A 21216-nucleotide genomic window follows, 5' to 3' on the forward strand; every position below is an offset into this window, starting at 1 on the left:
ACGGGGTGGTTTGACAAGCACGCGCAGAATGGTTGATTTGCGCCGCAGCCCGCGCTATTGGGGGCCCATGAAAAGCATCTGCACCCTTTGCTGCATTATTATTTCCTGCTGAATTTTCCGCGGGCTGCTTTTTCACGTTTCTAACCTTCGCTGAACTTGCTACCCCCGCGGGCACAACCCCGTGAGAGGTCATGCCATGGCGATCAAGCTGTATAACACCAAGGTCCGCAAAAAGGTGGATTTTGAACCGATCGATCCCGACAACGTGCGCATGTATGTCTGTGGGCCGACGGTTTATGACCGCGCCCACCTTGGCAACGCGCGCCCAGTGATCGTGTTTGATACGTTGTTTCGCCTGCTGCGCCACACCTACGGTGCGGATCACGTGACCTATGTGCGCAATTTCACCGACGTGGACGACAAGATCAACGCGACGGCATTGGCCCGCCAAGAGGCTGGGGCGGATGGCACGCTTGAGGATTTGATTGCCCAGCGGTCGGACGAAACGATTGCATGGTATCTTGAGGATATGGCCGCCGTGGGCGCGATGGAACCGACGCAAATGCCGCGTGCGACGCAATACATCGCGCAGATGATTGCCATGATCGAAGATCTGATTGCCAAGGGGCATGCCTACGCTGCCGAAGGGCACGCGTTGTTTCGTGTGCGATCCTACACCGAATACGGCGCGCTGTCGGGGCGGTCTGTGGATGATATGATCGCTGGTGCGCGGGTCGAAGTTGCGCCCTACAAAGAAGACCCGATGGATTTCGTGTTGTGGAAACCCAGCAGCGACGACCAACCGGGGTGGGATAGCCCGTGGGGCCGTGGCCGCCCAGGCTGGCATATCGAATGTTCCGCCATGGCGCTGGATCTATTGGGCGGCGCGTTCGACATCCACGGCGGCGGAAATGATCTGCAATTCCCGCACCATGAAAACGAGATCGCCCAAAGCACCTGCGCGGGCCACGGGTTTGCGAATGTCTGGATGCACAACGAGATGTTGCAGGTCGAGGGTAAGAAGATGTCCAAGAGTTTGGGCAATTTCTTTACGGTGCGCGATTTGCTTGACCAAGGTGTACCGGGCGAAGTGATCCGGTTCGTGATGTTGTCGACACATTACCGCAAGCCGATGGATTGGACGGAGAAGAAGCGGGTTGAGGCGAAAATTCGCCTGACGCAATGGTTCCGTGCAACCGATGGTGTGACCGCTTCGAAACAGGTTCCAAAGGCTGTAGTTGTTTCACTTGTTAACGACCTAAATACGCATGGCGCATTGTCCGCAATGATGTCGCTTGAGCCATCTGATCTAAAAGCGGCCATGCAATTACTGGGCTTCCCAGATGCTGAAGATGTTGATTGGTTCCGACATGGAATTCAAATGTCGAGCATCGCTGACCTTCCGTATACTGCAGATGCGATCGCTCCGCTGCTATCGAAATGGCAGTATCTTCGAGACGAGGCGGACTATGCGGCTGCTGATGAGCTGAAGCGAAAAATTGAAGCATGTGGTTTAAAATTGTCGGTTGGTGCCGCCGGCCCAAACGCCGAACCTACTGCAGATTTCGATCCCGCCAAACTGGAGGCCCTGCTATGAGAATTCCCCCAATACAGGACCGCGCTTGGACCTCGGGGTGGGTGCGAAGCGCCCTCCCCATGGGGGAAGTCCGGGCGCTGGCCAGCAAAGCTGGCCAAAAGGGGCGCGTATCATGACCAAAGAACGCCTCTACCTCTACGACACGACACTGCGTGACGGCCAACAAACCCAAGGTGTTCAGTTTTCTACGGATGAGAAACATGCCGTCGCTGCCGTGCTGGACCAGCTTGGTGTGGATTACATCGAAGGCGGCTGGCCGGGGGCGAACCCGACGGACAGCGATTTCTTTGATGCTCCGCCAAAAACCCGCGCCACGATGACGGCCTTTGGCATGACCAAGCGGTCAGGCCGATCCGCTGAAAATGACGACGTGCTGGCGGCGGTGATGAATGCCAATACGCCAGCGGTGTGTCTGGTGGGCAAGACCCATGATTTCCACGTCAGAACAGCGCTTGGTATTTCGTTGGATGAAAACGTCGAAAACATTTCTGCGTCCGTAAGACATATCGTCTCACAGGGGCGCGAGGCGTTGTTTGACGCGGAACATTTCTTTGATGGCTACGCTGCAAACCCCGAGTATACCATCCAAGCTGCCAAGGCGGCCTATGACGCTGGTGCGCGCTGGGTTGTCTTGTGTGACACCAACGGCGGCGCGTTGCCTCATGACGTTCGCAAAGCGACCAAGGCGTTAATCGATGCGGGCGTTCCGGGCGATCATGTGGGCATTCACACCCACAATGACACCGAAAACGCGGTCGCCAATTCGCTTGTCGCTGTCGCAGCAGGCGCGCGCCAAATTCAGGGCACGTTGAACGGGTTGGGGGAACGCTGTGGCAATGCCAATCTGACGACGCTGATCCCGACGCTGCTGCTGAAGGAACCTTATGCCAGCCAGTTTGAAACCGGCGTCACGCATGATGCGCTGCGCGGATTGCGCAAAGCGTCACGGATGCTGGATGAAATCCTGAACCGTGTTCCGCACAAACAGGCGGCCTACGTTGGCGCATCGGCGTTTGCCCATAAGGCGGGGCTGCACGCCAGCGCCATCGCCAAAGACCCGACAACCTACGAACACATTGACCCAGCTTTGGTTGGAAACACCCGCATTATCCCGATGTCCAATCAGGCGGGGCAGTCCAACCTGCGCGAACGCCTGTCAGGCATGGGGATCGATGTGCCCAAAGGCGATCCCGCCCTGCAACGCATCCTTGATCGCGTCAAAGACCGTGAGGCCGTGGGATATTCCTATGACACCGCACAGGCCTCTTTTGAGGTTCTCGCGCGCAGCGAACTCGGCGTTATGCCTGAGTTTTTCGAGGTAAAGCGCTATCGCGTCACAATCGAAAGACGGCGCAATAAATACAACAACATGGTGTCGCTGTCCGAAGCGATGGTTGTCGTGAAGGTCGACGGTGAAAAGATGTTGTCAGTGTCCGAAAGCCTTGGGCCGGATGGCTGTGATCGCGGTCCTGTTAACGCGCTATCAAAGGCGCTGATGAAAGACCTCGGGCGGTATAGCGATATCGTCGATGATATCCGCCTGACCGATTTTAAAGTCCGCATCACGAATGGCGGCACCGAGGCTGTCACACGGGTTATCATCGACAGCGAAGACGGGCAGGGCCGTACATGGTCCACTGTTGGTGTGAGTGCCAACATCGTTGACGCGAGCTTCGATGCACTTGTGGATGCGATCCGCTGGAAACTGGTGCGCGACGGGGCCAACGACGGACCCAAATCATGAGCTTTGAAGCCTGCGCTAGAATCGTACAACAGGGGGATCCAGACCGGTTTTTGGCCGTTATGTCCTGCCCGGTTGAGATGCGGCGCATTTTGTTCCCGATCTATGCCTTTAACGTCGAAGTTGCGCGCGCGCCTTGGGTGACCGAAGAACCGATGATCGCGGAAATGCGGCTTCAGTGGTGGCGTGATGCGCTTGACGAAATCAGCGCGGGAGGGACCGTGCGCAAACACGAAGTGACGACCGCCCTGTCCGAGGTTCTTGACCCTGAAGGGGCCCGTCTGCTGGGTGGTCTGGTGGCTGCGCGGCGCTGGGATATCTACAAAGACGCGTTCGAGGATTTAACCCACTTCGAAGAGTATATGAACGCAACATCAGGAGATTTGTTGTGGACGGCAACGCGGCTTGGCGCTGTTGGTCGCACCCGACCTGATGACCAGTATGGTAACGACGGGCTGGAACGAAACGTCAAACGCTACGGCGTCGGGATCGGCGTGGCGAATTGGTTCCGCGCCATTCCCGAACTTGAAGCACGCGGACGCATCCCGTTGCTGGGCGGCACACCAGAAGCGGTGCGTCTGCAAGCCCTCGGCGCGTTGCGTGATCTTAACGCCGCGCGTTCAGATATGGGCCGCATTGATGCGCCTGTTGCATCTGTTTTGCGGGTGGGGTGGCGCGCACAGCGGACGTTGCAAACAGCGGCCCGTGATCCGATGAGCGTGGCAAACGGGCGGCTTGATGAAAGCCCGATTGTGCGTCGGTTCAGCCTGTTTTGGCGCACGGTCCGGGATCGTTATTAAACTGGGGCAGCTGTTTTTGGACGTAGTGACAACCAGACCAATGCGCCAAAGGCCAGTAACAAGAACGGCGCCATAGCAAAGTTCACCGCTGTCCATCCTTCAATCGGGGATCCGCCAGAACAGTTCATCAACCCGCCCGATGCGAGGGACGCCACCATAACCGACCCGAACACGATCATATCATTGAGGCCCTGAACCACGCCGCGTTCGTGCGGTGCGTGCGATGATGTCAGCAGCGTCGTCGCGCCGATAAAACCGAAATTCCAACCGAGACCAAGGAAGATCAGGGCGGCATAAAAGCTAAACAACGATGGTTGATCTGCCTGCGCAAGGCTGACACCAGACAGCGCTGCGATGCCTGCGATTGTCAGGATGGCAAGACCAGTGGCCATAATGGCCTTGACCCCGAAACGAACAATCAAATGACCCGTAAAGAACGACGGTGCGAACATCGCCAGCACGTGTGCGGACACGATATTATTTGCATTTTCAAGAGCATAGCCACAGCCGACAACGGCCAGCGGCGTTGACGTCATGACAAGGTTCATCAGCGAATAGGACACAAGCCCCACAATCATCGCGACGATAATGTTGGGGTCTTTCAGCAGTTCGCCGCGGCTGCGCGAAACGGGCGGATTGTCCAACTTTGGTTCGGACCGCGTGCCCTTTGGCAGATCAAGCGCGAGGAACAGGAACATCCCCACAAGGTTTAAAACGATGATCGCCAAATAGGTGCCAAGGAAGGGGACGACAAAACTACCATCGACCAGATTATTGATCTGCGGGCCGATGATCGCGGAAAACAAACCGCCCGCCATGACATAAGAAATCGCCTTGGGTTTGAAACTGTCGGATGCCGTATCCGTTGCCGCAAATCGGTAGAATCCTTGGGCGGACATATAAATGCCCGTAAAATAAGACCCCAGCAGCAAAACAGCGAACGATCCGATGTAAAGACCATAGGCCGCAATTGCGGCGCCAATGGCACCCCCAATCGCCCCAATGTAAAACCCCAACCGCCTGCCACGTGATTGCATCAAGGGCGACAGCCAAGACGCTGTCGTCACCGACCCAAGGATAATCATCGTGATCGGCAATGTCGCAAAACAGATATTCGTCGCGAGCTGTTTACCCGCCAACCCACCAACGACGAAAACCATCGGCATTTGCGCGCCGAGAATGGCTTGGGCGATGACAAGAACCGCGACATTACGTTTGGCGCGGCGATCATCTGTGAGGGGGGCTGTTGTATCGGTCATGAAGATTGGCTACGCCTGCACGCGTCCCTTGGCAATGGGGGGAAAAGGGGCCTCATCAATGATGTGGGCGAATGATCCAGATACGCGGCCCTCTACCAACCCTGTTTGCCCCAGATCGCGGCCTTCTGCGTCTTGCACGTCAAACAACGGTTGGCCTTGTGCGTCCAGCGTTGTCGCGTAGTGGAATTCGTGACCCGCAAATGTTTTCGCCCCTGTACAGGTTTGAAGCCTGCGATACCCGAGGTGGAGCTTTCGCGTCTGAAAACTGGTCGTCAAACCTAACAGACCAGCCATTTTATGGGCGGTGCCGTCAGCGTCTATCAGGGTTTCGCCTAACGTCATGTATCCCCCGCATTCCCCATATATATCAGACGTTTGCGAGATCTTTTTCAGGCTTTGCATGAAGGTTTGATTTGACGCGAGTTGCGCGGCGTAAAGTTCGGGATAGCCACCGGGTAGGATAACGCGGTCCGCCTCGGGCACCGGATCATTGGCTAGCGGGGAAAATGGCAGGATCGTCGCGCCAGAACGCGCCCACGCTGCAAGGTCATGGGCATAGGTGAACGAAAAGGCAGCATCACGGGCGATGGCAATGCGCTGCGGCTTTTGGGGCGCATCACTCGGTGCCGACGTATGCTGTCCGACGTCGTTATCTGCGCCAATCAGATTCCGAAGTGCATCCAGATCAACAGATTTCGTGATCAGCTCCGCGGCGGTGTTTAAGAAATCGTCAAGGTCTGGCATTTCCCCCGCTTGCACGAGGCCAAGGTGGCGCGACGGACGCGACAAAGCATCGGTGCGGGGAATGGCCCCCAGAACGGGAATGCCCGACGGGACCAACGCCGCCTTAAGCATTGCAGTATGACGATCAGATCCGACACGGTTCAGGATAACGCCTACAATGCGCACGTTTGGATCATGGTTCGCGAACCCAGAAACAAGCGCGGCAATAGACTGAGACATGGCTTTGGCGTCAACGATCAGCACAACCGGCACACCCAGAATGCGGCCCAGATCAGCCGACGATCCATTTCCGTCCGGCGGTGCACCGTCAAAAAGTCCCATCGCGCCTTCGATGATCAGATCGCCTTTGCCGCTGGCTAGTTCGCGGATCCGCGCAGGCGTCATCGCCCATGCATCAAGGTTGAAACAGGGGCGGCCTGTGGCGGCGGCGTGAAATTGTGGATCAATGTAGTCGGGGCCAGATTTGGCGGACCGGACGTTATGGCCCGCGTTCTTCAGCGCGCGTAGCAGTCCCAAGGTAATGGTCGTTTTGCCTGCACCCGACGATGGGGCCGCAAGGATCAGGCCCGACATTTACGCAGATTCGGCAGGGCGACCGCGGCCCAACGGATCAAGGTTCACCGGTGCGATTCCCTCGGCCTGTGCTTGCCAGTTCAATACATCGCGCATCCGCACAGCCTGACCGACACAGATGATCGCGGGCGGTTCAAGACCAGCCTGTGCGATATCCGCTTCAATCGTGCCGAGCGTTGTTTCCAGCACTTTTTGATGTTCGGTCGTCGCAGTTGTCACAACGGCAACGGGCTCAGCGCGCGATCGACCTGCCGCCAATAGGGATGCGGTGATCTGGGCGATGTGTTTCATGCCCATATATATAACGATAACTTGGGATCCTTTGGCGATGGCCGCCCAATCAAGGCTTTGCGTGGCATTGCCGGATTGATCATGGCCCGTCACGAACGTAACAGACTGGTTCACATCGCGGTGGGTGACGGGGATACCTGCATAGGCGAGGCCGCCGATGCCTGCCGAAATGCCCGGAATAATCCGGATCGGGATGCCGTGCTGCACAAGGGTCTGTGCCTCTTCGCCGCCACGTCCGAACACGAACGGATCACCGCCCTTAAGACGCAGGACTTTCTTACCCGTGCGGGCCAAATCAACCAGACGCAAGGAAATGTCGCGCTGCTTGGCGGATGGTTTACCACCGCGTTTGCCTGCATAAATGTGGTCGGCCTGCGGCGCCCATTCAAGGATAGCTTCTTGGACCAGCGCGTCATAAATCACGACGTCCGCTTGGCGAAGGGCATTCAGGGCGTGCAGCGTCAACAGGCCCGGATCACCGGGGCCAGCGCCGCACAGCCAGACCCAACCGGATTGAAGGACCGGCCAGTGTTGCCCCGAGGGCTGATTTGGGAGTCGCGTATCCATACCCCCATTATGCCCAAGGATGCGCGGGCGCGAAAGGTGTCAAACGACTAAGATTTGTGGATTGGCGTCATTGCGGGTCGCGGTTAAGGTCGCGGCAATGACACGCAAACCATCCGGGGAATTGCGCCGTGGCTGGACCACAGGCGCCTGTGCGACCGCCGCCACTAAGGCTGCGCTGTGCGGGCTGTGGGGGGCGACGCCTGCATCTGTGTCAATCACCTTGCCCAAAGGCGAAACACCGGAGTTTGACGTTGTAAAAGCGCGGTCCAGTGACGGCTGGGCTGAGGCCGGTATCGTGAAAGACGCGGGCGATGATCCGGATGTGACCCACGGTGTCACTGTGATGGTGCGTGTTGCGGTTTCAACAGGCGGGGTGGTGTTCAAGGCGGGCGACGGCGTGGGCCGTGTGACAAAGGCCGGCCTTCCGATTGGTGTGGGGGAACCTGCGATCAATCCGGTCCCGCGTGCGATGATGGACGAAGTTGTGGCTGAAATGGCGGGTGAGTTTGGCCAAAGCCCCGACATCCAGATCACGGTAAGCATCGAAAACGGCGCAGAGATCGCGCAAAAGACCTGGAATCCGCGGTTGGGGATTGAGGGCGGGTTAAGCATTCTGGGCACAACCGGGATCGTGCGCCCGTTCAGTTGTGCTGCATGGATCGCGTCTATCCATCGTGGGATTGATGTTGCGCGCGCCGATGGGCTGACACATGTGGCGGGCTGCACGGGCAATACGTCTGAAAAGGTGGTGCAGGGGCTTTATCGATTGCCGGATCACGCCATGCTGGATATGGGTGATTTCGTTGGTGGCATGATCAAATACATGCGGCGTCATCCTGTTGAACGGCTGACCATCGGGGGCGGCATTGGCAAGCTGACCAAACTGGCACAGGGTGCCGTCGATTTGCATTCTGGGCGGTCTCAGGTCGATTTTGAGGGGTTGGCGTCTTGGGCGGGTGATCCACGGATTGCACAAGCCAACACAGCACTTGAGGCGTTCGAGATTGCAGGCCCGCCGTTGGCCAAACGCATCGCCCAGGAGGCTTTGGCCCAAGCGCAAATACAATTTGGCGCAGCGGCCCCGATGATCGATATCGTTATGATTGATCGGGCAGGGACGATCATCGCGCAGGCGAAATCATGACCGTTTTGTTGCTGGCTGGAACTGGCGAAGCGCGCCGAATTGCGTGGGGGCTGACGGATACCTCAGTTAAGGTTGTTGCGTCGCTGGCGGGGGCGACGCGCCATCCTGAACCGCTGCCCGTGCCGACGCGCATTGGTGGGTTCGGCGGCGAAGATGGTTTTCGAACCTATTTGGCAGAAAACAAAATCACCGCCGTTCTGGATGCCACCCATCCGTTCGCCCACCATATTACCAACCGCAGTGCGCGGGTCTGTGCGGACCTTGGCCTGCCTTACGCGCTCGTCGTTCGGCCAAAGTGGGAGGCTGAAACAGGGGACAATTGGACATCAATCGCCACACCACAAGACACGGCGCGTCATATCCCGGATACCGCGACCGTGTTTTTGGCGACGGGGCGTCAGACCTTGCCGGACTACGCCAACCTTGAGGGGCGGCGGGTGCTGGCGCGTATGATTGACCCGCCGACAGAACCCTTCCCGTTTGAGGGCGGGGAGTTTGTGATCGGGCGGCCTCCGTTCAGGCAATCCAGCGAGGAGGCGCTGTTCAAAGCGCTCGGTGTGACGCATTTGGTGGTGAAGAATGCAGGCGGCAAGGGCGGGCGGGCGAAACTGGACGCCGCGCGCGCGTTGGGTCTGCCAGTGTTGCTGCTGGATCGCCCGAAATTGCCCGACACCGTGCACGTCACATCGGTGCAAGAGGCTTTGTTGTGGGTGGCGTCCCAATGACGGGCCGGATTATTCACACAGATTCGGACGTGCACGAAGGCATGGCCGCCTTGTCTGAAATATGCCCGCACATGAAGGCCGCCTATGTGCAGACGGGGCCATTGCCTTTGCGCCGCAAGCCTGACGGGTTCGCGGAACTTCTGTCGGCCATCGTCGGGCAACAAGTCAGCATTGCCAGTGCGACGGCCATTAACGGACGCCTGAAAGACGCGGGATTGGTAACACCGCAGGCCTGTCTTGCGGTCACACAGGATGAGTTGCGCGCGTTGGGGCTAAGTCGCCAAAAGGCGCGCTATACCCATGAACTGGCCAGCGCGGGCATTGATTTTGACGCTTTGCGCGACACACCCACCGATCAGGTTATCAAGACACTTGTCGCAGTGCCCGGTATCGGCCCGTGGACGGCCGAGGTTTACGCGATGTTTTCGCTTGGGCGCGCGGATGTTTTTGCGCCCGGCGATCTGGCCCTACAAGAAGCAGCGCGCATTTTGTACGATTTACCCGAACGCCCCAAGGAAAAGGCGTTTCGGGTGATGGCACAGGATTGGGCGCCTTGGCGGTCGGTTGCAGCACGGCTTTTGTGGGCGTACTACCGCGTGGCAAAGAACAGGGACGGGATAACATGACGAGAGCTTTGAATTCACAGCGGCGCGATGCGCTATCGGGCGAAATGCGGTCTGCGGTTGTGTTCCTGCATGGGTATGGCGCGAATGGTGCTGACCTTATGGGGTTGGCCGATCCGTTGGCGGAACATTTGCCGGACACCACGTTTTTCGCGCCCGACGCGCCCGAAGATTGCGCCGGTTCGCCCATGGGCTTTCAGTGGTTCCCGATCCCTTGGATCGACGGGTCCAGCGAAGAAGAATCCATGGAAGGCATGGCGCGCGCTGTGGATGATCTGAACGCCTATCTCGACGGGATCATGGTGGACGAGGATTTGCTGCCCGAACAGGTGATGGTTCTGGGGTTCAGCCAAGGCACGATGATTGCGCTGCACGTTTTGCCACGCCGCGAAGATGCCGTGGCGGGTTTGGTTGCATTTTCCGGGCGTTTGTTGCGCCCCGAGGATCTGAAAGACGACGCTGTGTGCAAGCCGCCCGTTCTGTTGATCCATGGTGATCAAGATGACGTCGTGCCGGTGCAATCGTTGCCCGAAGCCGCTGAAGCGTTGCAAGAAGCCGGCTGGAAAGAGGTTTATGCCCATATCCAGAACGGAACAGGCCACGGCATCGCGCAAGACGGATTGTCAGTCGCGCTGGCGTTTATGCGCGAACGGTTGGGGCTTGGCTAACGGCCAAAGCCGCCCCTGAATGCTGCCGCGATCGTCATGCCGACGTCATGTTCTACGCCCAAACTTGCCGTCAGAGGCGAACTACATCTGGGGGTTGTCAGGTTTGGGATGCCAGATATAGTCAGTTGGACGGCAGGAGCGGGGCTCTCGCTCTGATGCCATGATGCGGCAAGCAGGGTGGAAACGATTGTGTTAACCGACAAAACGTCCGAAGCGGAATTTCGAACTGATTTTGTGCGCCAACCCGGCGGGCTAAAACAACACCCTGCGTTGGTGCTGAACGCGGATTATCGCCCGCTGTCTTATTACCCATTGTCGCTGTGGCCCTGGCAGGATGCTGTCAAAGCGGCATGGTTGGAACGTGTTGATATAATTGCCGAATACGACGAGGTTGCGCGATCCCCGTCGATGGAAATTCGGATACCGTCCGTTGTTGTGCTGAAGGATTACGTGAAGCCACAAAAGAAGGTTGCGTTCACGCGGTTCAACCTGTTTTTGCGCGATGAATTCACCTGCCAGTATTGTGGCACGACAGGCGATTTGACGTTTGACCATGTGGTGCCCCGCGCTGCGGGCGGGATCACGTCGTGGGAAAATGTCGTCGCGGCCTGTTCACGATGCAACCTTTACAAAGGGTCCAAATCATTGCGGCAGTCGGGCATGTCTTTGCGAAAACCGCCGCGCCAACCTGCCGTCGGGCAGTTGATGAATATGGGGCGCAAATTCCCGCCGAACTATTTGCACGATAGTTGGCTGGATTTTCTGTACTGGGATGCCGAGCTTGAAGCGTAAGTTGACCCGATGACATGGCCTGCCAACACGACCCGCGATCATCTGTGCGACAGTGATGCCGCGGCAGGGTTTGAGATCACGGATGACTTCGCCCGTTTTGACCAGATGAACGATATGTTCACCCGCGCGATGTGGGATGACACGGTCAAATCACCCCACACGGATGGATTTTTTGCCAGCTACCGCATGGAAGCGGCCCCAAGGCGGGGTGAGGGGTTCAGCCAACGCGATTTTGCCCTGCGCAATGCGGCGTGGCTGGTCAGCGACATCATTTCAAACCGCGGCGCAGACAAAGGCCTGCGCGAGGGGTTTCAGGGCGCGATAGAAAACGACACGCCCGTCGCGCCGATGAAAGCGGACCTTGGCACTGCTGCCAAGGAATCGCAGGAAATCAAACGCTTGGCGCGGTTTTTCGGGGCAGATCTGTGTGGAATTACGCATATTGATCCGCGCTGGCATTACACCCACCGCCCCGACACCAAGGCAATGAAACCCGTGCCAAACGATCTGCCGGACGGGCTGACCCATGTGATCGTGATGGGCCATGAGATGGATAAAACACTGGTGGATACGTACCCTTCGGCGCTGGCGGGGGCGGCCGCGGGGCGGGAATATTCGCACGAAGCGGCGATTGTGATGCAACTGGCCGCATATATCCGAAACCTCGGGTTTCAAGCGATTGCATCGATGAACGACACGGCTTTGGTCATTCCCTATGCGATCAAGGCGGGTTTGGGTGAATACGGGCGCAACCAGATGGTTCTAACGCCCGAATTTGGCCCGCGTGTGCGATTTTCGAAAATCTTCACGGATATGCCGCTGGATATTGATGTGATACACAAGCTTGGCCTGACAACCTATTGCCAAGATTGCACAATTTGCGCTGATGCCTGCCCACCAAAGGCCTTGCCGAAAGATGGCCCAAAGGTCGGATCAGACAGCCCGTCGACCCTGAAGGGCGTTAAAAAATGGTCCGCCAACTGCGAGGCATGCTTTGGGTATTGGGCCAAAATAAAGACGGATTGCGCGATTTGCATGCGGGTGTGCCCGTTCAACCATCACAGCAAAGGCACTTTGTGGTATCGCATCGCGACGTCGCGGTTTCGCAAGTTGGCGCAATGGTGGGCCGTGCGCCACAAACCGGATCGGATGAAACCGTCGACGTGGTGGGCTTCGCGCTAGACTTGCCCATCTGGGAGGGCTAAGTAGGCGGCGTTAGCGCTAACTCATTTTTTCGGAGGTCCATATGGTCTCGCGCGTGATTCCAGTCGAAGAGTTTGATCTGGTGATTTTTGGGGGCACGGGTGATCTGGCCCGCCGCAAAATCCTTCCCGGATTGTTCCGCAGGTTTCTGTCAGGGCAAATGCCCGCCGGATCGCGGATTATCGGTGCCGCGCGGTCAGACATAGACAGCGATGGCTACCGCCAGATGATCCGCGATGCGATCTCCGAATTTGGCGGGGCCGAGAAATCCGAAACGGGCCGTCTGAATGATTTTATCGCGCAACTTCATTATCTGCGCGTCGACGCAAAGGGCGAAGCGGGTTGGAAAGAACTGCATGAGCTGATCCGCTTTAAGGTCGTGAATGCCTTTTATTTCTCAGTCGCGCCAAGCCTGTTCGGCGATCTGGCCGAACGTCTGCACACCTTCAAGATTGCGGACAATGACAGCCGCGTCGTCGTTGAAAAACCGTTCGGGCGGGACCTCGTGTCAGCGCAGGAATTGAACGATACGCTGGCCGAGCATTTCGACGAAACGCAGATTTACCGGATTGACCACTACTTGGGCAAAGAAACGGTCCAAAACCTGATGGCCGTGCGGTTTGGCAATATGCTATTTGAACCGCTGTGGAACAATCACTACGTTGATCACATCCAGATCACGGTTGCTGAAACGGTCGGTGTCGGTGGGCGCGGGGCCTATTACGACAAATCAGGCGCGATGCGGGACATGGTGCAAAATCACCTGATGCAGCTATTGTGCCTGATCGCAATGGAGGCCCCATCGCAGTTTGATGCGGATGCCGTGCGCGACGAAAAGTTGAAAGTTATCCGTGCGTTACAACCCATTGATCCGCACCACATCGTGCGCGGTCAATATGATGTGAACGGGGATGAACCGAGCTACCGTGAGGATGCCGAGAACCCCAAATCGTTCACCGAAAGCTTTATCGCACTGCGCTGTGAAATCGCCAATTGGCGGTGGGCCGGTGTGCCGTTCTATCTGCGCACGGGCAAGAAGCTGAAGGCGCGCACCTCCGAGATCGCGGTGGTGTTCAAGGACATCGGGCATTCGATCTTTCCCGGTGATGAAAAGCGGCACCGCAATATTCTGGCGATCCAGTTGCAACCCAATGAGGGGATGCAGTTGCAGGTAACAATCAAGGAACCGGGGCCCGGTGGGATGCGCCTGATTGATGTGCCGCTGGATATGACCTTTGCCGAAGCGCTTGGCCCTGACGCGGATGATACGGACGCCTATGAACGCCTGATTATGGACGTGATCCGTGGCAATCAGACGTTGTTCATGCGCGGCGACGAGGTTGAGGCCGCTTGGGCCTGGACCGACCCGATCATCGAAGGCTGGAAGGCGCGGAACGACGTGCCAAAGCTATACGATCAAGGGTCAGGCGGACCCGAGGACGCCATGGCTTTGATGCACAGAGAAGAGCGCCGCTGGCGTGAAATTAAGGAGTAACGCCCATGGAACTGATCGAATATCCTGACGTCGAAATGATGATGATGGACCTCGGCAACACCCTTGCGGGTGAGTTGGAACAGCATTTGTTGGGCCATGACCACGTGTCCTTTGCCGTGCCTGGTGGCACAACGCCTGGTCCGATATTTGATGTTCTGTGTGGTGCCAAACGTATTGATTGGGCGCGCGTTCACGTCATGTTGACAGACGAGAGGCTGGTGCCGCAAGACCACGACAGATCAAACACGCGGTTGGTGAAAGAACGTCTTTTGGTTGATGCCGCATCGGCCGCAAATTACGTGTCCTACCTGCCGTCTGCCGACGTTCCCGGTGCGGACGTGGCGCAGCTGTCAAAGCTGGTTGAACCGCATTTGCCGATCTCTGTCATGCTTTTGGGCATGGGCGCGGACATGCACACAGCCAGCATTTTCCCGAATTCGGATGAGCTTGAAACCGCATTGACCACACCGTACCCGCTTGTCGCCGTACAGCCGCCGGACGGGTTGGAACCGCGATTGTCATTGTCGGCCACGGCGTTGAAGGGCGCGATGTCGCGTCATATCGTGATCACCGGTTCGCAAAAGCGCGAAGCGTTAGAACGGGCGAAATCCTTGTCGCCCAAAGACGCACCCATTGCCGCCGTGCTGGCCGGTTCAATTGTTCATTGGGCGGAGAAATAAGCCATGTGGAATGATCTGCGCGCGCACTATGAAACAGTAAAAGACCGCCGGTTTGAAACCATGGTCGATGCCGATCGTGCGGCTGACTTTTCGGCCAATCTTGGTGATTTGCAGTTTGACTATGCGAAGACGAACATCGACAGCGAGGGGCGTAAAGCCTTGTTTGCTTTGTTGGATCAGGCCGGGGTTGGCGCCAAACGCGATGCTATGTTTGCGGGGCAAAAGATAAACGAAACCGAAGGGCGCGCGGTGCTGCACACGGCGTTGCGCAATCTTGATGGTGATCCGGTTATTGTGGACGGTGTGGATGTTATGCCTGACGTCTTAGCGACGCTGGAGCGCATGGATGATTTCGCGGCTGCGGTGCGCTCTGGTGCGTTTCAGGGGCAGGGTGGCAAGATTACGGATGTTGTGAACATCGGGATCGGCGGATCTGACCTTGGCCCTGCAATGGGTGTTCTGGCGCTTGCGCCCTATCATGACGGGCCGCGCTGCCACTTTGTGTCCAACGTAGACCCCGCCGATATTGCGGGCGTTTTGCGCGGGTGTGATCCCGAAACGACGTTGGTGATTGTTGCATCCAAGACATTTACCACCATTGAAACGATGACAAACGCACGCACTGCAAAAGCGTGGATGGGCCAAAGTGTGGCTGATCCGGCAGCGCAGTTTGCAGCCCTTTCAACGTCCGAACAGGGCACCGCAGATTTCGGCATCGCGCCTGATCGCGTATTCGGTTTTGAAGACTGGGTCGGGGGGCGTTATTCCATGTGGGGGCCGATTGGCCTGTCGATGATGATCGCCATCGGGCCGGATGCGTTTCGGGCGTTTTTGCGCGGCGCGCAGGATATGGACCGCCATTTTCAGGCCGCTGCGTGGCATGAGAACCTTCCGGCGTTACTGGCTTTGGTTGGTATTTGGCACAATCAGATTTGTGGCCACGCGACGCGGGCTGTGCTGCCTTATGACAACAATCTCAGTCGCTTACCGGCCTATCTTCAACAGCTTGAGATGGAGAGCAACGGCAAGGGCGTGAGCATGGACGGCGAAGATTTGGCCGTGAATTCCGGCCCCGTTGTTTGGGGGGAGCCGGGCACGAACGGGCAGCATGCGTTTTATCAGCTTATCCACCAAGGCACACGGGTCATCCCGTGCGAATTTCTGGTCGCGGCGCGTGGCCATGATGATGATCTCCATCACCAACATCAGCTTTTGGTGGCCAATTGTCTGGCCCAATCAGAGGCCTTGATGAAGGGGCGTGATCTGGATGAGGCGCGGGGCAAGGTTGCGGATAAATTCGACGGTGCCGAGCTTGAGCGTCAGGCAAAGCACCGTGTTTTCCCCGGAAACCGCCCGTCTGTCACGATTGCCTATCCGAAATTGGACCCGCATATGCTGGGCCAGATTATCGCACTGTATGAACATCGCGTTTTTGTCGAAGGCGTTGTTCTTGGCCTCAATTCTTATGACCAGTGGGGCGTGGAATTGGGCAAGGAATTGGCCACGGCGTTGCAGCCGATCATCGAAGGCGCCGATGCGTCCGGCAAGGATGGATCGACGTCCGGATTGGTGGACTTTTTACGCAGTCACGGTGTCTAGACCTGTACAGCGCCGTCGCGGTTGATGAACAGATTGCGCATGGCGTCGGGCAGGGGCCGTTTGGTGTTGTCTTGGTTCAACAACACGACAACAGCGGTGCCTGTGGTCGTGATCTGACCGTTCACGAACGTCGCGTATTCCATCGAAAAACTAGTGTTACGCATGGCCACCGTGCGCGCGACGTTGATGTAATCTGCGCCGCGCTGCACTTCGGCGTTATAGTCCAAACCTATTGTTTTCACGACAAATTTCGGGTCTGGCCCTGCAGTTTCATAGACACCGTAGTCTTCCATGTAGATCACGCGCAGGGTTTCATACCAGCGCAGATAGACGACGTTGTTGACGTGGTTCAGCGCGTCGAGTTCGCCGAACCGCACGCGGTCGCGGTGGCCGAATGCCCACGGTGCCGGAATGCCTGCGGCGCGCAAGTGATCCGGCCCGAGGGGTGTGATGTAGGGGGTCACAGCGCGGCGGTGACGATGATTTCAACCTTGAAGCCGGGGGTGGCCAAGACGGCTTCACCAGTCCAGCGGGCGGGCGCGCAACCGGGGGCAACCCATGCGTCCCATACGGCGTTCATATCAGCGAAATCCGTGGCCATGTTGGCGCACCAGATTTGGGCTGTGATCAGCTTGGTCTTGTCGGTGCCGGCTTTGGCCAAAAGCACGTCGATCTGATCCAGAATGGCCTGTGTTTGTTCAGTGACGGTGCCGCCTTCTGCGCCGACTTGTCCGGCGAGGTGGGCGATGCCGTTGACGATGACGGCCTGAGACATACGAGGGCCGGAATCGATGCGTGTGATGTTGGTCATGTGAATACTCCGGCGATCAAAATGAGGTGGAGCGGGTAACGAGAATCGAACTCGTAACTGAAGCTTGGGAAGCTTTCGTGATACCTTTTCACCATACCCGCGATGGCATTGAAATACGCGCGAGGGGGCGCGGCGTCAATCGGTTAGCCGATCCAAAATGGCGCAAAATCCGCGTATGGGTCGGGTATGGGTCCGGTATGGTTCTGGTATGGCTAAACGTCTGGGCGGTCAGGCGCGGCGACGTCTGCGCCGACCACCGCCATCATCACTGCCTTGGGTGTTAAACAGCGCGTCGGGCAGCGGCGTGTTGCTGCGCAAAATCGTGAACGGATCGGTGGCATGGGGGATCGCGTTGGCATTGACGAAGTGTTCCTGAAATTTCGGTTCAATCGCGGTTTCGACCTTCGTGATGTCGCGCACGGTCTTTTCGATGGATGTGCGCGCGGCGACGCTGCACAGCGCCATGCGTGCGCCCGTACCAGCCGCGTTGCCAGCCGATGTTACCTTATCAAGCGGCACGTCAGGTATCATGCCCAAAACCATCGCGTGTTTGGGTGAGATATGCGCGCCGAACGCCCCCGCCAGAACCACACGGTCCACGGTATCGGTGCCCATTTCGTCCATCAACAATCGCGCGCCTGCATAAAGGGCGGATTTCGCCAGTTGGATCGCACGGATGTCCGTTTGGGTCACAGTGATCAGCGGGCCGCCATCGGCGGTGCCGTCATAGATGACATAAGAATGCGTGCGCCCTTCGAGGATGCAGCGCGGTGTTCCGGTTTGTTCGGGCGATCCGATCAGCCCCTTGGAATCGAGCAATCCAGCCATGCGCATTTCTGCGACTGCTTCGATGATGCCGGACCCGCAGATGCCCGTGACGCCGGTGGCGGCAATCGCAGCCTCAAACCCGGGCTCATTCGACCACAGGCCCATCCCGATGACCTGAAAGCGCGGTTCTTTGGTGACGGGATCAATTTCGATGCGTTCGATGGCACCGGGGGCGGCGCGCTGGCCGCTTGAAATTTGCGCGCCTTCAAAGGCGGGGCCTGTGGGGGACGAACAGGCCAGCACTTGGGTTTTGTTGCCCAGCAGAATTTCAGCGTTGGTGCCCACGTCCACCACAAGGGTAAGTTCGTCTTGTTCGTTCGGTGCTTCTGACAGGGCGACGGCCGCCGCATCTGCGCCCACGTGGCCCGCGATGCAAGGTAGGATGAAAATGCGCGCGGCTTCGTTGATGGTGTCCAGTTCGATGTCTGCGGCGTGCAGCGACAGAGAACCGGAGGTGGCGAGCGCAAAGGGCGCTTGGCCGAGTTCGACCGGATCGATCCCGAGCAGCAGGTGGTGCATCACGGGATTGCACACGAACACGGCCTCCATGATCTGTTGTGGTTTGACGCCGGATTCAGCCTTGAGCGTGCCGATCAGCGCGTTAAGGGCCGTGCGCACGGCGGTTGTCATTTCCACGTCGCCGCCGGGGTTCATCATGGAATAGGAGACGCGGCTCATCAAATCTTCGCCGAAGCGGATTTGTGGGTTCATGATGCCAGAGGAGGCCGCGACTTCGCCGGTGCGCAGATCCGTCAGGTGGGCGGCGATGGTGGTTGAGCCAAGATCAATCGCAAGGCCATAGAGCGGGCGGTCAAAATAGCCCGGCGCGATGCCGAGGATGCGGTGGGCTTTGTCCTGGTGGCCTTTGTGGAGAACCACGGTGGCTGTCCATTTGCCTTTGCGCAGCATCGGTTGCAGGCGGCGCAGGACGGAAATACCGGCCTCGACCTCTTCGATGCCCCATTGATCCTTGAGGGCTTGGGCCAGTCGTTCCAGATCGCCAGTGGGCGTGTGCATGTCCGGTTCGGCCACTTCGACGTAGTAGGGGCGCACGGCGGGGTCCATGATCATTTCGCGCGCACTTGCGGCTTTGCGGACAACCTGGCGGTGGACTTGGGATTCGGGGGGCACATCGATGACGATGTCGCCCTGCACGGTGGCCTGACAGCCAAGACGGCGCCCGTCGATCAACCCGCGTTTGTCTTTGTAACGTTGTTCAACCGAGTTCCAGTCTGACAGCGCGCCGTCTTTGGCGGTGACGCCGTGTTTGGAAAACTCGCCATAGCCGGGGGTGATCTGACATTTGGAACAAATGCCGCGCCCGCCGCAGACAGAATCCAGATCAACGCCAAGCTGGCGCGCGGCAGTCAGGATGGGTGTGCCGGTGGGAAAATGTCCGCGTTTGCCGGAGGGAGTGAAAACGACGAGGGGATCGGTTGTCATGCGCAAAGCCTTGTTATGTCACGCGATGATACCTGCCCTGCGGGGGCGATACATCCGCATTCCGTCCTCTTAATGTTCATGTGCGTCATGAGGCGGGTTTGATTTGCCCAATTCAGCCTTTCCCCCACGCCGTATCCATGCGAAAGGACCATGCCAAACGAGACCATGCTTCAGGAGATGCACATGGAGATTCGCGAGGCCCTCACATTTGATGATGTTCTACTGGTTCCGGGTGCGTCCAGCGTCCTGCCCAGCACAGCCGATACGCGCACCAAGGTGACGCGGTTGATTGATCTGAACATCCCGTTGCTCAGTTCTGCCATGGACACGGTCACAGAGGCGCGCATGGCGATTGCCATGGCGCAGGCCGGTGGCATGGGCGTGATCCACAAAAACCTGAGCGTTGAAGAACAAGCCCGCGAAGTGCGCCGCGTGAAGCGGTTTGAAAGCGGAATTGTCTATAACCCTGTGACCCTGCGGCCAGATCAGACATTGGCCGACGCAAAGGCATTGATTGAACGATACAACTTTACCGGATTTCCGGTGGTGGATGACGCGGGCCGTGTTATGGGCATCGTGACCAATCGCGACATGCGCTTTGCCACATCCGAGGACCAACCGGTATCGACCATGATGACCATGGAAGACCTTGCGGTGTTGCGCGAACCTGCGGACCGCGACGAGGCGATTTCGCTGATGAAATCGCGCCGCATCGAAAAGCTGCTGGTGACAGACGGGAAGGGCGTTTTGACGGGTCTTTTGACGTTGAAGGACACCGAACAGGCCGTTTTGAACCCGACTGCGTGCAAGGATGATCTTGGCCGGTTGCGTGTGGCCGCCGCCACGTCCGTGGGCGATGCAGGGTTTGAGCGCACAGAGGCGCTGATTGATGCGGGCGTTGATATCGTTGTGATCGATACGGCGCATGGCCATTCGGAGGGTGTGATTGCAGCGGTTGCGCGTGCGAAAAAGCTGTCCAGCGACGTCCAGATTATTGCGGGCAATGTTGCCACGGGCGAGGCCACGAAAGCGCTGATTGGCGCGGGCGCGGATGCTGTAAAGGTCGGGATTGGCCCCGGTTCCATTTGCACCACGCGCATGGTTGCTGGCGTTGGTGTGCCCCAGCTGACAGCGATTGCAGATTGTGCCGACGCGGCTGGCGATGTGCCTGTGATTGCGGATGGTGGCATCAAGTTTTCCGGTGATTTTGCGAAGGCGATTGCAGCGGGCGCGTCTTGCGCCATGGTCGGATCGATGATCGCGGGTACGGATGAATCCCCCGGAGAAGTCATTTTGTATCAAGGCCGTAGCTTCAAAAGCTACCGTGGTATGGGATCGCTGGGGGCGATGGCCAGCGGGTCTGCCGACCGTTATTTCCAGAAAGATGCAGCGTCTGACAAATTGGTGCCCGAAGGCATCGAAGGGCAGGTTGCCTATAAGGGGTCGGCGGCGGCAGTTGTGCACCAGATGGTTGGCGGTTTGCGCGCGGCCATGGGATATACGGGGTGCGCCACGGTCGCGCAAATGCGCAAGAATTGTAAATTCGTTAAGATCACTGGCGCGGGCCTGAAAGAAAGCCATGTACACGACGTGCAGATCACCCGCGAAAGCCCGAATTACAGGGTGATGTAGG

Annotated in this window: 19 protein-coding genes and 1 tRNA gene; 13 read left to right on the forward strand and 7 right to left on the reverse strand. The window is 57.9% G+C overall.

Annotation, left to right across the window (positions count from 1 at the left end; translation table 11 throughout):
- The first annotated feature begins 196 nt into the window (after positions 1 to 196).
- The 3 genes from cysS (at position 197) to L0664_RS17420 (ending at position 4138) form a co-directional block, all read left to right on the forward strand.
- Positions 197 to 1597: a cysteine--tRNA ligase gene (gene cysS / locus L0664_RS17410; RefSeq protein WP_235227171.1), complete on the forward strand. Its 1401-nt coding sequence runs from the start codon at positions 197 to 199 to the stop codon at positions 1595 to 1597.
- Positions 1598 to 1709: 112 nt separating this feature from the next.
- Positions 1710 to 3341: a citramalate synthase gene (cimA, locus tag L0664_RS17415; protein ID WP_235227172.1), complete on the forward strand. Its 1632-nt coding sequence runs from the start codon at positions 1710 to 1712 to the stop codon at positions 3339 to 3341.
- Positions 3338 to 4138 carry a squalene/phytoene synthase family protein gene (locus L0664_RS17420; RefSeq protein WP_235227173.1) on the forward strand — a complete coding sequence of 267 codons (801 nt, stop codon included), beginning with the start codon at positions 3338 to 3340 and terminating at the stop codon, positions 4136 to 4138. Before cimA ends, L0664_RS17420 begins: the two co-directional genes overlap by 4 nt.
- Here L0664_RS17420 and L0664_RS17425 read toward each other — a convergent pair.
- The 3 genes from L0664_RS17425 to cobA are packed head-to-tail and all read right to left on the reverse strand — an operon-like array spanning position 4135 to position 7572.
- Positions 4135 to 5397, reverse strand: a complete 1263-nt coding sequence (locus L0664_RS17425; protein WP_235227174.1) for an MFS transporter — start codon at positions 5395 to 5397, stop codon at positions 4135 to 4137. The genes L0664_RS17420 and L0664_RS17425 overlap by 4 nt on opposite strands.
- Before the next feature lie 9 nt (positions 5398 to 5406).
- Positions 5407 to 6714, reverse strand: a complete 1308-nt coding sequence (locus L0664_RS17430; protein ID WP_235227175.1) for a cobyrinate a,c-diamide synthase — start codon at positions 6712 to 6714, stop codon at positions 5407 to 5409.
- Complete coding sequence (gene cobA, locus L0664_RS17435) at positions 6715 to 7572, reverse strand: uroporphyrinogen-III C-methyltransferase (RefSeq protein WP_235227176.1); 858 nt, start codon at positions 7570 to 7572, stop codon at positions 6715 to 6717. It lies immediately after the preceding gene.
- A 97-nt stretch (positions 7573 to 7669) separates the two neighbouring features.
- On the opposite strand from cobA, the gene L0664_RS17440 reads away from it, so the two are divergent.
- The 9 genes from L0664_RS17440 (at position 7670) to pgi (ending at position 16501) form a co-directional block, all read left to right on the forward strand.
- Positions 7670 to 8716 carry a cobalt-precorrin-5B (C(1))-methyltransferase gene (locus tag L0664_RS17440; RefSeq protein WP_235227177.1) on the forward strand — a complete coding sequence of 349 codons (1047 nt, stop codon included), beginning with the start codon at positions 7670 to 7672 and terminating at the stop codon, positions 8714 to 8716.
- Entirely contained in the window at positions 8713 to 9441 is a 729-nt protein-coding gene (locus L0664_RS17445; protein WP_235227178.1) for a cobalt-precorrin-6A reductase, read from the forward strand. Before L0664_RS17440 ends, L0664_RS17445 begins: the two co-directional genes overlap by 4 nt.
- Positions 9438 to 10067: a DNA-3-methyladenine glycosylase family protein gene (locus tag L0664_RS17450; RefSeq protein WP_235227214.1), complete on the forward strand. Its 630-nt coding sequence runs from the start codon at positions 9438 to 9440 to the stop codon at positions 10065 to 10067. The genes L0664_RS17445 and L0664_RS17450 overlap by 4 nt, the downstream gene beginning before the upstream one ends.
- A complete protein-coding gene (locus tag L0664_RS17455) occupies positions 10064 to 10732 on the forward strand; it encodes an alpha/beta hydrolase (protein ID WP_235227179.1) in 669 nt (222 codons plus the stop codon). Before L0664_RS17450 ends, L0664_RS17455 begins: the two co-directional genes overlap by 4 nt.
- A 189-nt stretch (positions 10733 to 10921) precedes the next feature.
- Entirely contained in the window at positions 10922 to 11524 is a 603-nt protein-coding gene (locus tag L0664_RS17460) for an HNH endonuclease (RefSeq protein WP_235227180.1), read from the forward strand.
- 9 nt (positions 11525 to 11533) lie between these two features.
- A complete protein-coding gene (locus L0664_RS17465) occupies positions 11534 to 12706 on the forward strand; it encodes a 4Fe-4S double cluster binding domain-containing protein (RefSeq protein ID WP_235227181.1) in 1173 nt (390 codons plus the stop codon).
- 64 nt (positions 12707 to 12770) lie between these two features.
- Positions 12771 to 14222 carry a glucose-6-phosphate dehydrogenase gene (gene zwf / locus L0664_RS17470; protein ID WP_235227182.1) on the forward strand — a complete coding sequence of 484 codons (1452 nt, stop codon included), beginning with the start codon at positions 12771 to 12773 and terminating at the stop codon, positions 14220 to 14222.
- 5 nt (positions 14223 to 14227) lie between these two features.
- Positions 14228 to 14902, forward strand: a complete 675-nt coding sequence (pgl, locus tag L0664_RS17475) for a 6-phosphogluconolactonase (protein ID WP_235227183.1) — start codon at positions 14228 to 14230, stop codon at positions 14900 to 14902.
- Between the two features lie 3 nt (positions 14903 to 14905).
- Positions 14906 to 16501 (forward strand): glucose-6-phosphate isomerase, encoded by a 1596-nt coding sequence (pgi, locus tag L0664_RS17480; protein WP_235227184.1) that lies wholly within the window; start codon positions 14906 to 14908, stop codon positions 16499 to 16501.
- Here the strand turns inward: pgi and L0664_RS17485 are convergent.
- The 4 genes from L0664_RS17485 to L0664_RS17500 form a co-directional block, all read right to left on the reverse strand.
- Positions 16498 to 16965, reverse strand: coding sequence for an acyl-CoA thioesterase (locus L0664_RS17485; RefSeq protein ID WP_235227185.1), 468 nt, complete (start codon positions 16963 to 16965; stop codon positions 16498 to 16500). The genes pgi and L0664_RS17485 overlap by 4 nt on opposite strands.
- A complete protein-coding gene (locus L0664_RS17490; protein ID WP_235227186.1) occupies positions 16962 to 17312 on the reverse strand; it encodes a RidA family protein in 351 nt (116 codons plus the stop codon). The genes L0664_RS17485 and L0664_RS17490 overlap by 4 nt, the downstream gene beginning before the upstream one ends.
- 27 nt (positions 17313 to 17339) lie before the next feature.
- Positions 17340 to 17413 (reverse strand) — tRNA-Gly (locus tag L0664_RS17495).
- Between the two features lie 127 nt (positions 17414 to 17540).
- Complete coding sequence (locus L0664_RS17500; protein WP_235227187.1) at positions 17541 to 19583, reverse strand: ASKHA domain-containing protein; 2043 nt, start codon at positions 19581 to 19583, stop codon at positions 17541 to 17543.
- Between the two features lie 183 nt (positions 19584 to 19766).
- On the opposite strand from L0664_RS17500, the gene guaB reads away from it, so the two are divergent.
- Complete coding sequence (gene guaB, locus L0664_RS17505; RefSeq protein WP_235227188.1) at positions 19767 to 21215, forward strand: IMP dehydrogenase; 1449 nt, start codon at positions 19767 to 19769, stop codon at positions 21213 to 21215.
- The last annotated feature ends 1 nt before the right edge of the window (position 21216 follow it).

Origin of the sequence: Octadecabacter dasysiphoniae, assembly GCF_021532615.1 — a bacterium.
Lineage (GTDB): Bacteria > Pseudomonadota > Alphaproteobacteria > Rhodobacterales > Rhodobacteraceae > Octadecabacter > Octadecabacter dasysiphoniae.